Raw genomic sequence first — 14,112 nt, 5'->3', positions numbered from 1 at the left:
AGGGAGGAAAGGTTCATGAAAAAGGGATTATTTTCACGGGGACTATTTTTCACGATGATGTTGGTCTTTGTATTGGTGCTCGCAGCGTGCTCTGAGAAAGAAGCAGCTACTCCAGCTCCAGCTTCCAACACAGAAGAGGGAAAAGCGGAGGAAAAACCTGCTAATGAAGAGGGCGTTTACTCCATTGATGACTTCAACAATGTCAAAACGAATGAGGGTACTGCGATCGAGGGTGGATCGATTACATTCGGACTTGTATCGGATACTGCTTTTGAAGGTACACTGAACTATAACTTCTATTCCGGTAACCCGGATGTTCAGGTACTGCAATGGTTCGATGAGCCATTACTTACATGGGACAAAGACTATGTGTACACCAATGATGGTGCAGCAACATATGAGACATCTGAAGATGGCAAAACGTTCACACTGACCATTCGTGACAACGTAAACTGGCATGATGGCAAGCCGGTAACGGCTGAAGATCTGCAATTTGCTTATGAAGTTATTGGTAACAAAGCGTATGATGGTCCACGTTATGACTCCAACTTTACTAGCATAGTAGGTATGGAAGAATTCCATGCTGGAAAAGCAAAAACAATCTCTGGTATTAAAGTGCTGAGCGACAAACAAATCAGCATTACGTATAAAGAATCCACTCCGTCCCTGCTGACAGGTGGCGTATGGACGTATCCACTGGCTAAACATATCTTCGGCGATATGGATGTAGCAAAAATGTCTTCTTCCAAAGAAGTACGTGAAAAACCAATTGGTTTTGGTCCATTTAAAGTGGATGTAATCACTCCGGGTGAGTCTGTAACTTATGTTAAGAACGAAGACTACTGGCGTGGGGCTCCGAAACTGGACAAAGTGACTCTGAAAGTTATCAACCCGACAACGGTTGTTCAAGAACTGAAATCTGGCGGGGTAGACCTCGTGGATGCATTCCCGACAGATCAATACAAAGATAATGCTAACCTGTCCAACGTAGAATTCCTGGGCGCAATCGATCGTGCTTATACGTACATCGGTTTCAAACTGGGTACGTGGGATGAAGAGAACGGAAAAGTTGTAAGCAATGCCGAAGCAAAAATGGGCGACAAAAAATTGCGTAAAGCAATGTGGATGGCTGTAGATAACGATCAAGTTGGTAAACGTTTCTATAATGGCCTGCGTTGGAACGCAACAACCTTGATTCCACCGTCTCACCCAGAATTCCATGATTCCAACAATCCGGGTGTAACATATGATCCAGAAGCAGCGAAAGCATTGCTCGACGAAGCTGGTTACAAACTGGATGGTGAATTCCGTACGAATCCGGATGGAACACCACTCGAAATCAACTTTGTATCCATGACTGGTGGCGACACAGCTGAACCATTGGCTCGTTATTATGTTCAATCATGGGCAGCTATTGGTTTGAAAGTAAACCTGGAAATGGTTGAGTTCAACAGCTTCTATGACCGTGTAGGTAACACAGGTAAAGATGATCCGAAAATTGATGTGTATCAAGCAGCATGGGGCGTTGGTATTGACGTAGATCCATCTGGTCTGTATGGCCGCGATGCACTCTACAACTTCTCCAGATTCTCCAGCGAAGAGAATGACAAATTGCTGGCACAAGGTATCTCTGCTGAAGCATTTGATGTAGACAAGCGTAAAGAGATCTACAATCAATGGCAGCAATACATGGTAGATGAAGTTCCTGTATTCCCTACACTGTATCGTGCAGTTGTAGCACCCGTTAACAAACGTGTAATGAACTATGCGATTGGTGATGGAACAGGCGTTTACCTGAGCGACCTGCAAGTTAATGCAGACAAAGCAGTTGTAGCTCAGTAACACATTCTTAAATTAGCAGCTGTAAGGATTGGGGTCCTTTAAGAAGCCGGTTGCTAGATTATTAATGAAGAATTCTCCTGGAAAAATGAATAAAAAGTGTCTTTAAAAACATGGATTCTGTACACTCTGGCATGGGTGTATGGGGTTCATGTTTTTTTTGTAACCAAAAAATAAAAAAAATTTAACTTTTTTTCAAAAAAGTGCAGACAAAATGCCTCTTTACTTCGTCTATATAGGTAAGAGGTGATCATCTTATGAAAAAATGGTGGAAACGGGCAGGTATGCTGCTGGCTCTCTTGCTTATTATATATTTGGGTGTGAAACCGGACATGCTGGTAGGCAAACCGGGAATTAAAGCTGAATCTGCGGTATTAATGGATATGAACTCTGAACAGATCTTAATGGATTTTAACGGCTCCGAAGAGATTGCTCCGGCAGGCGTCAGTAAGTTGATGACAGAACTGTTAGTAATGGAAGCCGTGATCAATGGTGATATAGGCTGGAATGATCTTGTTAATGTGAGTCTGTATGCCAGCTCAGTGGGGGGCAGTCAACTGACCCTGAAACAAGGAGAGCAATTCACCGTTCAAGAGTTGTTCGAGATCGTAGCTGTCTATTCAGCCAATGATGCAGCGGTTGCTCTGGCTGAACATATCAGTGGTACAGAGCAGAAGTTTGTGCAACAAATGAATCAGAAAGCAACTCAGATTGGGCTGTCTGAGGATACACAATTCACGAATTCAACGGGCCTCAGTGAAAAGTTGCTTGGTCCTAACCGTCCGATGGATATACAAGGGCAGACCTTAATGACGGCTATAGATGCATGCAAGCTTGCGCGATATCTGCTGAATAACCATCCCGAGATTTTAAGAATCTCCAGTCAAATGCAAGTATCAATGCACCAAAAAGGGATGTACATGAGTAACACGAACTGGATGTTGTCCTCTATTGGTGGACCGTATGCTTATGATGGGAATGACGGATTAAAGACCGGGTATGATGAAGATTCCGGATATCATTTTGTGGGGACAGCTGAACGTGATGGCAAAAGACTGATATCAGTTGTATTTGGAACAGATACTCGTGAAGGGCGTTTTGTGGAGACTCGGAAGTTATTCAACTATGGGTTTTCGGGAAACCGAGTCAGACCAGATTATTGAGCATTACGCAAGCGTTAGTACGTTAGATAAGATATGAGGGGTGTCCGCAGGTTCGACTGAACATGTGGTAGCTCTATTTTATCGAATCTGAGGTAAATTGATCCATATAACCATATTATTAAATTGACATATGGTTTTCTTTTGTTTTAAAATGACCAGTGAGTCATTATTATTCTACTCGGTTTAATATATATGTACCAAACCAACTGTACGATACTGAATTTACGATCTGATCGGGAGGTAACTTGTGATGCAAAAACAAATGAAATGGCCGCTAGTCCTGTTTGCCATAGGGGTATTTATGGCTGCGCTGGATAACGGGATCATCACCTCTTCACTGACCACCTTAAATGCATCATTTGGTGTGTCGCCAACATGGGGAGCATGGACGATTACGCTTTACACGCTTGGGCTTGCGGTGAGTGTACCTATTGCAGGCAAACTGTCGGACCGTTATGGTCGCAAGAAGCTATTTTTGATTGAAGTGGCGTTGTTTGGGATCGGGTCCCTGCTTGTCGCGCTGAGCACATCGTTTACCTTTTTCCTGATTGCTCGTGTTATTCAAGCTTTGGGCGGTGGTGGGATTTTTATCATTGCCAGCTCATACGTATTAAGCAAGTTCCCGGCGGAGCGACAAGGTACAGCCTTGGGTCTGCTGGGAGGGATGAATGGTGTTGCCGCTATCTTGGGACCCAATGTCGGTGCTTTTATACTGGATCTGACTGGCAACTGGCATTGGTTATTCCTGATTAACGTGCCTATCGCCATTCTGCTATTCATAGCAGGTATTCGATTTATTCAGGAAGAGCAGGAACTGAATCGTGCAGCAGTGGACTGGAGCGGTATTGCTGTCCTAACGTTGGGTGTACTCAGTTTAATGTATAGCTTCAGCAATCTGGACGGTGTGAACATGCTTCAAAGCCTGGGATCACCGATGTTCTACGGCTTTTTCTTGGCAGGTGTGATCATTCTGGTGCTCTTTTACTTTATGGAAAAAAGGCTGGAAGGATCTGAACGTGAACCTGTTGTGTCGACACAGCTTCTGGGCATTGCGTCCTTTCGCTGGACGCTGTTGATTGCCTTTTTCTCGGGAGCCATTCTGGCCTCGGTGATCTTTATTCCCGGATTTGTTGAGCAATATCTCGGCGTATCCAATACAGCTTCCGGGTACTGGTTTACTCCACTCGCGTTGGCATCCGGCATCGGGGCAGGTGGAGGTGGATACCTCGTTGACCGCAAAGGGCCAATCTGGACGTTATCGGTTGCGGGGCTGTTATCTGCCATTGGATTCCTGCTGTTCCCGCTATGGGTGGAGCATATCTGGCAATTTGTCATCGCGAGTACATTCGTAGGTATCGGTTTCGGTATGATGCTTGGTGCGCCAGTTAACGTACTTGTCACGGAACAGGCGGGGGATAACAACAAGGGCATCGCGGTAGCGACCAGTTCGTTATTCCGCCAGATGGCGATGGCTATTGCACCTACGATTTTCGCTGGATTCCTGGCACGTTCTTTCATTAATCTGGGGTCCAACATTCAGGCAGGATTCGCTGACAAAGGAATTCAGGTGCCTCCGGAGATGCTGGAGCAATATGCATCGGGTGGAGCAGCAGGGAGTGATGTCTCCAGTCTGACAGAGGGCCTGTCCCAGATTCCTGATGAAGGCATCCGTGATGTGTTGCTCCAGGCAGTGCATCAAACGACAGGGCAGGGTTATAATGGCCTTTTCTGGTCTGCGGTGGTATTCAGTGTACTTACGCTGGTAGCTGCGCTTATAACGGGACGTCTGCGTCGAAAAGAGAAGAGCCAACATGTGGAAAGTATATCCACAAACTGATTCGATAACGTTAGAAATGAAGAGAACAGTGTACCTTTTGTAGCTAAAAAGGAGTCGCTGTTCTTTTCAATTTAACCGGATTGTAACTTTTCTTGCTCTCGCAATGATTACAATAGAACGAGCGTAAGCGGTGTCTTGATTCAAGAGAGAGAAAACTTCAGTGAACACCGAGTCACAAGACATCTCAGACGTTTAATTGGTATTATATAAGTTGAACGAATCGTTACACTTCATCACTGCGAGTTCAGAATAACCTTCCGATCGCTGTTATCCCCAGATTTTTTTAAAATTACCTTATTCAAAAGGTAAAAATCCGTTGATAAAGGTGAGCGCTACGCTTCTTCAGGTTTTTTCTGACCTCTCCGTTATTAGTGTAAATATTAGATGAAACTTATATAGTAGGCAGTATCATTTCGATAGTGAAGAAGGAATCGATGGATGAAAAGCAGAACTAAGGATAAGAAGAAAAAAAGAAGAAAAGGCCTATATATAACGCTCGTTTCACTTGTTGTTTTGTTAATCGGAGGGTATTTGTTCCGTCAGCAACTGGCTGTAGCGGCATTTGATCTGTTTCTCGCCGGATCGGTAGAAGATCAGTTATCCCGCTCTTATGTACCGCAAGAAGGCAACAACACGCCTGATCCAACGGTATACCGTAAGGAACCATTCTCCGTGTTACTGCTCGGTTCGGATAAACGCGCCTATGAGAAAACGCGTGGACGTTCCGATACCGTCATCTATGCTGTAGTACGTCCGAAGGAATCCCGTGTGCTGTTGGTATCCATTCCACGTGATACGTATGTGCAGATTGTAGGACGGGATGCCAACAAGGACGGCGAAGATGATTATGATAAGCTGGCGCATGCCTATGCTTTTGGTGGGGAGAATATGTCCATCAATACGGTGGAGAAATTCCTTGATGCTGATGTGGGTTATTATGCAACAATCAACTTCGACGGAATCAAAAAAGTGGTTGATGCGCTTGGTGGTGTAAAACTGCCAATCGATGAGGACATTGTGAACAAGAATCCGGATCATGTGCAATTCACGATTGAAGGTGGTAAGCCGATCTATGACGGGCAGGAAGCGCTGTATTATGTAAGATACCGTGAGGATAGCGATTTTAATCGTACCAAGCGGCAGCAGATTTTCCTGAACGCGATGGCGAATGAGATGCTGAATTTGAATCAAATCGCCAAAATTCCGGAATTGATTCAGATCATGGGAGACAGCTTCCAGACGGATATGCGAGCTTCTTTCATTATTGATCTGGCTAAACAAGTGCTTACTCAGGAGAAACCACAGATTTCAAGCTTCACCATTCTGGGTGAGGGGATGAAAAAAGACGGTATCTATTATGGTCAGGCTGACGAGAAAGATGTCCAATATGCCAAAGAGCTGATTAACAACTGGATGGATCAATCTACCCCAGCCGGTGAAGTCATGATCCCTGACCGGCAAAAGATTGAATAACCAATTCCATACCAATGATGTGTTGTAGACCACAATCAGCAGTACGTTTATTCGCGGGCTGCTGTTTTTTTTCTTTGTATTGAGAACTATTATCCTTTTGGAACATCCTGCGTTCTGATCCGTATAATATAAGTTGAGCGAGATAAGTTGAACGAAGAAATTCACAAGGAGGATACACAAGGGTATGAACATCGCATTTTTTTTGCTACCCAAACAAGAGGTTACGTGCGTGACGTCGGATTCTACACTGCGGCAAACGTTGGAACGGATGGAATATCATCGTTTTACGGCGGTACCCATTTTGAATAAAGAGGGCAAATATATTGGTACGGTTACCGAAGGCGATTTACTGTGGTATATGAAGAATGCCGAGGGAAAGATTTCATTTGAAAACGCTTCAAAGTTCTTGCTCAAGGATGTTCCCCTTCGCTTGGATATTAAACCTGTATCCATTAACGCCAACATGGAGGACCTTATTAATCTGGCTAAAGTTCAGAACTTTGTTCCTGTGGTCGATGATATGGATCGGTTCATTGGTATTGTCAGACGGAGTCAGATTATTGAGTACTGCGAGGGCATTGTAGCCAAAGAATCGATCAAGGCTAAGTAAGGCTGTTACGAATTTAAACATTATTGTTTCATTAGGGATAATCACAGCCGTCCAGTATCATGTTAAACTTAAGAAGTCCTGAATCAGGGGCGCATTCGAAGTTTTTTACAAATATATAGTCGATAGGATGTACGGAGGACTCCGCATAAGTACCTGACATCAGTTTCGGAGAACTTCTCCGTTTTTTGGGGTAATTTTGCGGGCCCTCTTTTTATGCTATAATCGAGAATAAAGCTTTTTCGGGGGAGAGTGACTTTCGCCAATATGCCTAAAGAACTGGATGTAGCCAAACGCGCTAAAGTGATTGAATGGCTGAAAACCGAAGTGCTTGATCAGGTATCCCGATTATTCAAGGCGTTATGGGAAGGCAGTACAACTCGAATCGGGGACAGTCTTGCCAGTTTGATTATGAGTAGTTACATATTGGGCCGCAGGCTCGGTATTCCTTTCAAGGATCTGGATGCACTGCTAGTTGAGAAGTTGAAAAAGCATAAACAGGAAGGTCACCAGCTTGAAGACTGGTACCAGGATATTTCCGCGCTAGAAGATCATATGCGTAAGAGGTGAATTTGTTGAAATTTAGCTTTAAATCAGCTGTTTGGAGCGCAGTCTATCTGCTCTTGCTACTTTCGCTGTTAACTCCTTTATCGGTACTTGCCATATTTTTCATGATGATTCCGGGAGTTATTTTGTATGCTTCATTATCTTTAAAATCATTTATATGGCATCTCGTGCCAGTAGCCGTTATTTTGGTCGTATTCCACCCCATCTATCTGTTACTACTGCTCATCTTCACCCTGCCTGCAATCGTTATGGGTCACGCGTATAAAACACGCAAATCGGCCCTGTTCGCCCTGATGGCGGGAAGTGGCATGATGTTGGCAGAATACTTGTTGTTGCTCTTGGTCGGTAGTGTCATTTTCCAATTCGACCTGTCCAGTTATATTGAAGATGTGGTCAAATTGACCATTGAACCGTTAACCAATACATCGAATCAGATGATCAACGGTTTTGCATGGACACCTGAGATGACCGAGGATGTTGCCAAACAAACACAGCTTATGATTCCGTTTGCTCTCGTTGTCACATCGATGGTAATGGCCTTTATTACACACGCCATAGCTCGTCCAATTCTGAACGTGATGGGTGTGGTGGTATCGAAGCTTCCACCAGCGAGAGAATGGCGTATGCCGCGTGCATTGATCTGGTATTATTTCCTTGCTCTCTTGATCGAAGTGATCTCCAGACAAAGTGATGGAACATACTGGACCATGATTGCCATGAATCTGTCGCCGTTAATTAATCTGGGCTTCATGATTCAAGCGATCGGTTTCTTCTTCTTTCTCTCACATACAAAGAAATGGAATCCGGTTATACCATATTTCCTGGCGGCAGCGGTCTTCTTCATTGGTCCGCTTCGGATTATCGGAATTATCGATCTGGCGTTCCCGCTTCGTGAGGCAATATCGAAATCAAAACGATAGGGTGATGAGTCATGCCTAAATTTCTGAAGAAACGCTGGCACGGCTACTATACCGTATGGGCGTTCATACTGCTGCTGTTGCTCGTTATGTTCGTTACCATTTATAACTGGACGCTTGGTTTGATTAGTCTGATACTGGCTTCGGCGCTGGGAATCGTCATGATTAAGGCGGAGCTCGCGTTCCGCCGTGAGCTTAACGACTACATTAATGGCCTATCTATTCGGATCAAACGGATGGAGGGGGAAGCGGTCAGCATGCTTCCATTCGGAATTGTGCTGTACAGCGAAGATCGTACGGTAGAGTGGCATAACCGCTTTGTCGCGGAGATGTTCCAGGAGAAGACAATGGTGGGTAATCCGCTACTTAATTTGTTTCCCAAACTTCCTCAGCCTAAAGAGAAGAAGGATGGGACGAAGGAACATTCATCCAAGGAGTTCCATGACGAATTCCAGTTGGATGATCGGCATTATGGAGTTATTCATAACCCGCAGGAGCGGTATGTATATGTATACGAGATTACGGAGTTAGCCATTCTTCGTGATAAATATGAAAATGAACGCCTTGCATTGGGAATTCTCGTTCTGGATAATCTGGACGAAGCTGCCCAAGGCATGGACGATCAACAGCGTACAGCGCTGATTGCCCGTGTGACCAGCGAAATTACGTCTTGGGCCAAGCGGTACGAAGTGTACCTGCGCCGTCTGTCTTCTGATCGTTATCTGTTGATGCTGAATCATAAGTCTTTGCAGGAACTGGAGCAGAGCCGATTTGTCATTTTGGATGAAGTTCGGGAGATGACTGCTGACCTCAAAGTGCCAATGACACTCAGTGTTGGACTGGCGTTTGGATCGGATAGCATCAGCGAGATGGGAGAACTGGCACAGTCCAGTCTGGACATGGCACTTGGACGTGGTGGTGATCAGGCTGCCGTGAAGTCCGGACAACGCCTGTCTTTCTATGGCGGTAAGTCTAATGCAGTGGAGAAACGGACACGGGTAAGAGCCCGCGTTATTGCGCACGCGCTACGTGATCTGATGCAGGAGAGCGATCGGGTGCTCATCATGGGGCACAAAATTCCGGATATGGACGCGATCGGCGCATCCATCGGAGTGTGGAAAGCGGCCAGTCTGTACAATGTGGAAGCACGGATTGTTCTGGATGGAATTAATCCATCGATTGAACGCATGATGGAGCAAGTGAACAAGGACGAGAAGTTGTCCAAAGCATTTGTATCACCGGAACAGGCAACCCAGATGATGACCGAGCACACGTTGTTGGTGGTGGTGGATACTCATAAGGCTTCCATGACCATGGAGCCGAAACTGGTACAGTCTGCTACCCGTGTCGTCGTTGTGGATCACCATCGCCGGGGCGAAGAGTTCATCAATGACGCAGTGTTGATCTATCTGGAGCCTTATGCGTCCTCTGCTGCCGAATTGGTAACCGAACTCTTGCAATACATTCATGATAAGGTACAATTCACTCCGCTAGAAGCTACGGCTCTACTTGCCGGGATTACGGTGGATACGAAGCATTTTGCACTGCACACGGGGTCCAGAACGTTCGAAGCGGCAGGCTTCTTGCGCCGTAGCGGTGCGGACACCATTATGATCCAGCGGTTGATGAAAGAGGATCTGTCAGAATATATTGCTAAGGCAGAAATCATAAAGCATGCTAAAATGGTATATGGAAACATTGCGCTGGCGGTCACAGACCCTGGCAGCAAGATTTCACAGATGATGATCGCCCAGGTGGCGGACACATTGCTGAACATGACTGACGTGGTCGCTTCATTTGTGATTAGTGAGCGTCCGGATGGACTGATTGGCATCAGCGCGAGATCGCTGGGGCGCATGAATGTTCAGGTTGTCATGGAACGACTGGGCGGTGGCGGACATTTGACAAATGCTGCCGTGCAGCTTGAAGGAACGCTTGGAGAGGCAGAAAAACGGCTGACGAACGTACTGGCTGAAATCGAAAAGGAAGAGGGGCTGTTCGAATGAAAGTCATTTTTATAAAAGATATGAAGGGTCAAGGCAAGAAAGGGCAAGTGAAAGAAGTATCTGAGGGTTACGCACAGAACTTCCTATTGCCACGGGGAATCGCACGTCTGGCAACAGACGGCAACATGAAGACACTGGACAACCAGAAGGCGGCTGAAGAAAGACTCAAACAGGAAGAGAAAGCAGAAGCGGAAGCACTTGCGAAAAAGCTGGAAACAGAAGTGACTGAACTGAAAGCCAAGTCCGGCGAAGGTGGTCGTCTGTTTGGCGCCATTACGAGCAAACAGATCGCAGAAGCTTTGTCTAAAAAGGGTCTGAAAGTAGACAAACGCAAAATTGAGCTGGACGAGCCTATTCGTACACTCGGCGTAACACAAGTAACTGTCAAGGTTCACCCTGAAGTGAAGGCAACCTTGAAGGTACAGGTAACGGAAGAGTAAGATGGGCGGAGAAATGTTATTCGACCGGATTCCCCCGCAGAACCTGGAAGCCGAACAGGCCGTGCTGGGTGCAATCCTGTTGCAGGGCGAGGCCCTGATTACAGCGATGGAACGGGTGCAAACCGAGGATTTCTATGATAAACCCCATCAATTAATCTTTGAAGCGATGATCCAGCTTGGTGAGGGAAATCAACCGATTGACCTTGTTACACTGACTTCGCTTCTGAAGGATAAAGGTGAGTTGGAGGACATCGGGGGCGTTAGTTATCTGGCTAAGCTAGCCCATGGTGTACCTACAGCCGCGAACGTAGACTATTACGCTCAGATTATCGAAGAGAAATCGATGCTGCGTCGCCTGATTCGTACGGCAACACAGATCGTGAGCGAAGGATATACAGGCGGAGAAGATGTTGCAGCGATGCTCGGAGAAGCTGAACGTCGCATTCTGGAGATCTCCAACCGTCGCTCCAGTAGTGGTTTTATAGCCATACAGGACGTACTGATGGAAGTATTCGATCGTGTGGAAACACTTCATCAGAATAAGGGTACAACAACAGGTATTCCGTCCGGGTTTATCGATCTGGACAAGATGACTGCCGGATTCCAGCGCAGTGACTTGATCATTGTAGCGGCCCGTCCTTCCGTAGGTAAGACGGCCTTCGCCCTGAATATCGCTCAGAACGTAGCCATTCGGGCCCAGGAGACGGTAGCCATCTTCAGTCTGGAGATGTCAGCCGCCCAGCTGGTGCAACGTATGATCTGTGCGGAAGCCAACCTGGATGCCAGCGTGATGCGTATGGGTGATTTCAAGGGTGATGAAGACTGGCAGAAGCTGACGATGGGTATTGCAGCTTTGTCAGAAGCCAACATCTTTATAGATGATACGCCAGGGATTACCGTAGCGGATATTCGTGCCAAATGCCGTCGCCTGAAGAAAGAGAAAGGCCTCGGCATGATCCTGATTGACTATCTTCAACTGATTAGTGGTCGTGGTAAAGCAGGGGAGAACCGTCAACAAGAGGTATCCGAGATTTCACGTACACTGAAACAGATTGGCCGGGAACTGGAAGTTCCGGTTATTGCCTTGTCCCAGCTGAGCCGGGGTGTAGAGCAACGTCAGGACAAACGTCCGATGATGAGTGACTTGCGGGAATCGGGTTCGATCGAGCAAGATGCCGACATCGTAGCGTTCCTGTACCGGGATGACTACTATAACCAGGAGACCGAGAAGAAAAATATTATCGAGATCATTATCGCTAAACAGCGTAACGGACCGGTAGGTACGGTGGAACTGGTCTTCCTGAAAAACTTTAATAAATTCGTCAATTACGAGAGGGCGCACAATGACGCCTTCGCGATGTAACGGGCAGGTGCTGACGACTTCGATCAAGAAGCGAGAATCGTCTGTCCCGAAGATCAACCATTAGAGCAACTGAACGCAAACATGTGTTATAAATACCAGATATAGATTCACATTGAAATGGGTATCCTTGAACCGGTGATAGCAGTCAAGTAAGCTTGGACTGAAGTCTCCGGTTTTTTGTGTTGAAATAATGGGTAAATCCCGAACATTACGGTTGTACTATATCTAATTGTTCGCCATTTGATTTGACTTTGAAAAAGGGTACTGGTACACTAATACTGCTGCGTTAAAGCAGCGCAAACCTTCCCTTGAATGTAACGGAAGGACATTTTTACTGTCCGTTAGCACGCTTCTCAGTCGGTTTATTGCGTAACACGCCTGCCGGGATAGAGGACGGACAGACCAATACAAAGGTGCGCAAGGCACCCACGGAGGAATGTTAACTATGTCAACGGTAGTTGTAGTGGGAACGCAATGGGGAGACGAAGGAAAAGGTAAAATCACGGATTATTTGGCGGAGAGCGCTGATGTGGTGGCTCGTTATCAAGGTGGTAACAATGCGGGTCATACAATTCTGATTGATAACAAAAAATATAAACTGACGATGATTCCATCAGGGATTTTCTACACGGATAAAGCGTGTGTTATTGGTAACGGAATGGTTATCAACCCGAAGGCACTCATCGAAGAAATTAACTATATTCATGACAATGATTTTACAACGAAGAACCTGTCCATCAGTGAGCGCGCACATATCATCCTGCCATATCACATGGTACTGGATGCACTCGAAGAAGAGAGCAAAGGCCCGAACAAAATCGGTACGACTGGCAAAGGAATTGGCCCATGTTACATGGACAAATCAGCTCGTATTGGTATTCGGATGGTTGACCTGCTGGATGCTGAAGATTTCGAACTGAAACTGCGTCATCTGGTCAAAGAAAAAAACCGCGTCATCGAGCAAGTCTACGGCGGCCAGCCTGTTGATGTGGAAGAGATTCTGCAAGATTACCTCGGATATGCTGAAATTCTGCGTCCTTACGTACGTGATACATCGGTTGTTCTGAACGAATATATTGATGAGGACAAAAAAGTATTGTTTGAAGGCGCACAAGGCGTTATGTTGGACCTTGATCAAGGAACTTATCCTTTTGTTACATCATCCAATCCGTCCGCAGGTGGCGTATGTATCGGTTCTGGCGTAGGCCCGGCTCGTATTCAGCAAGTCATTGGGGTAGCAAAAGCTTACACAACCCGTGTAGGAGATGGCCCATTCCCTACGGAATTGCATGATGCAATCGGTGACCAAATCCGTGAGACTGGACATGAGTACGGTACGGTAACTGGACGTCCACGTCGTGTAGGTTGGTTCGATAGTGTTGTTGTTCGCCACGCGCGTCGTGTAAGTGGAATTACAGGTCTGTCCCTGAACTCTCTGGACGTAATGACAGGTCTGGAAACCGTAAAAATCTGCACAGGATACAAATTCCGCGGCGAGGTCATCACACACTATCCGGCAAGCCTCAAAATGCTGGCAGAATGTGAAGCAGTATACGAAGAGATGCCAGGTTGGAGCGAAGATATCACTGGAGCGAAGAAACTTGAAGACCTGCCAGTGAACACACAGAATTATGTAAAACGTGTTTCCGAACTGACAGGCATTCCAATTGCAATCTTCTCCGTTGGTCGTAACCGTGAGCAAACGAATCAAGTTCTTCCAATCTACGAGTAATCGAAGAAATAGAGAGATTGTTTCTTGAATTATAAAATAGGATCCTCTGCCGACTTAGGCATGTTGAGCCTCCAGTTGTTGCTTTTATAGCGATGACTGGAGGTTTTTTGTATGTTTTTCGGATATAATCCCGAGATTTCCGTCAATACTGGTTAACAGTAGAGTCAC

11 protein-coding genes are annotated in these 14,112 nt (G+C 46.0%); all 11 read left to right on the top strand.

The genetic code is table 11. The features are described from left to right. Positions 1-15 precede the first annotated feature (15 nt). The gene (locus tag MKY01_RS31790) at positions 16-1,842 is read left to right on the top strand and encodes an oligopeptide ABC transporter substrate-binding protein (RefSeq protein WP_339284927.1); all 1,827 of its coding nucleotides are present in this window, start codon (positions 16-18) and stop codon (positions 1,840-1,842) included. Positions 1,843-2,096: 254 nt separating this feature from the next. Then, positions 2,097-3,002 (top strand): D-alanyl-D-alanine carboxypeptidase family protein, encoded by a 906-nt coding sequence (locus tag MKY01_RS31785; protein WP_076252182.1) that lies wholly within the window; start codon positions 2,097-2,099, stop codon positions 3,000-3,002. A 250-nt stretch (positions 3,003-3,252) separates the two neighbouring features. Next, positions 3,253-4,839, top strand: coding sequence for an MFS transporter (locus MKY01_RS31780; RefSeq protein WP_339284925.1), 1,587 nt, complete (start codon positions 3,253-3,255; stop codon positions 4,837-4,839). Positions 4,840-5,277: 438 nt separating this feature from the next. Continuing rightward, positions 5,278-6,312, top strand: a complete 1,035-nt coding sequence (locus MKY01_RS31775) for an LCP family protein (RefSeq protein WP_036671869.1) — start codon at positions 5,278-5,280, stop codon at positions 6,310-6,312. Positions 6,313-6,496: 184 nt separating this feature from the next. Then, on the top strand, positions 6,497-6,922 hold the full coding sequence (locus MKY01_RS31770; protein ID WP_017691444.1) for a CBS domain-containing protein: 426 nt from the start codon (positions 6,497-6,499) through the stop codon (positions 6,920-6,922). Positions 6,923-7,186: 264 nt separating this feature from the next. Beyond that, positions 7,187-7,489: a MazG-like family protein gene (locus tag MKY01_RS31765; RefSeq protein WP_017691445.1), complete on the top strand. Its 303-nt coding sequence runs from the start codon at positions 7,187-7,189 to the stop codon at positions 7,487-7,489. Positions 7,490-7,494: 5 nt separating this feature from the next. After that, complete coding sequence (locus MKY01_RS31760) at positions 7,495-8,406, top strand: DUF2232 domain-containing protein (RefSeq protein ID WP_036612044.1); 912 nt, start codon at positions 7,495-7,497, stop codon at positions 8,404-8,406. An 11-nt stretch (positions 8,407-8,417) separates the two neighbouring features. Next, on the top strand, positions 8,418-10,409 hold the full coding sequence (locus MKY01_RS31755) for a DHH family phosphoesterase (RefSeq protein WP_036611927.1): 1,992 nt from the start codon (positions 8,418-8,420) through the stop codon (positions 10,407-10,409). Continuing rightward, on the top strand, positions 10,406-10,849 hold the full coding sequence (rplI, locus tag MKY01_RS31750; protein ID WP_339284924.1) for a 50S ribosomal protein L9: 444 nt from the start codon (positions 10,406-10,408) through the stop codon (positions 10,847-10,849). Before MKY01_RS31755 ends, rplI begins: the two co-directional genes overlap by 4 nt. A gap of 1 nt (position 10,850) precedes the next feature. After that, complete coding sequence (gene dnaB, locus MKY01_RS31745) at positions 10,851-12,212, top strand: replicative DNA helicase (protein WP_036611922.1); 1,362 nt, start codon at positions 10,851-10,853, stop codon at positions 12,210-12,212. Positions 12,213-12,657: 445 nt separating this feature from the next. Then, complete coding sequence (locus MKY01_RS31740) at positions 12,658-13,944, top strand: adenylosuccinate synthase (protein ID WP_036671866.1); 1,287 nt, start codon at positions 12,658-12,660, stop codon at positions 13,942-13,944. Positions 13,945-14,112 lie beyond the last annotated feature (168 nt).

Origin of the sequence: Paenibacillus sp. FSL R5-0486 (assembly GCF_037975155.1) — a bacterium.
Classification (GTDB): Bacteria; Bacillota; Bacilli; order Paenibacillales; family Paenibacillaceae; genus Paenibacillus; species Paenibacillus amylolyticus.
This window is presented reverse-complemented; position numbering and strand designations above follow the sequence as displayed.

Bases quoted from the DNA above. Each gene is read 5' to 3' on its own strand.
- MKY01_RS31790 (WP_339284927.1), top strand. From the start codon at position 16: ATGAAAAAGGGATTATTTTCACGGGGACTATTTTTCACGATGATGTTG.
- MKY01_RS31785 (WP_076252182.1), top strand. From the start codon at position 2,097: ATGAAAAAATGGTGGAAACGGGCAGGTATGCTGCTGGCTCTCTTGCTT.
- MKY01_RS31780 (WP_339284925.1), top strand. From the start codon at position 3,253: ATGCAAAAACAAATGAAATGGCCGCTAGTCCTGTTTGCCATAGGGGTA.
- MKY01_RS31775 (WP_036671869.1), top strand. From the start codon at position 5,278: ATGAAAAGCAGAACTAAGGATAAGAAGAAAAAAAGAAGAAAAGGCCTA.
- MKY01_RS31770 (WP_017691444.1), top strand. From the start codon at position 6,497: ATGAACATCGCATTTTTTTTGCTACCCAAACAAGAGGTTACGTGCGTG.
- MKY01_RS31765 (WP_017691445.1), top strand. From the start codon at position 7,187: ATGCCTAAAGAACTGGATGTAGCCAAACGCGCTAAAGTGATTGAATGG.
- MKY01_RS31755 (WP_036611927.1), top strand. From the start codon at position 8,418: ATGCCTAAATTTCTGAAGAAACGCTGGCACGGCTACTATACCGTATGG.
- rplI (WP_339284924.1), top strand. From the start codon at position 10,406: ATGAAAGTCATTTTTATAAAAGATATGAAGGGTCAAGGCAAGAAAGGG.
- dnaB (WP_036611922.1), top strand. From the start codon at position 10,851: ATGGGCGGAGAAATGTTATTCGACCGGATTCCCCCGCAGAACCTGGAA.
- MKY01_RS31740 (WP_036671866.1), top strand. From the start codon at position 12,658: ATGTCAACGGTAGTTGTAGTGGGAACGCAATGGGGAGACGAAGGAAAA.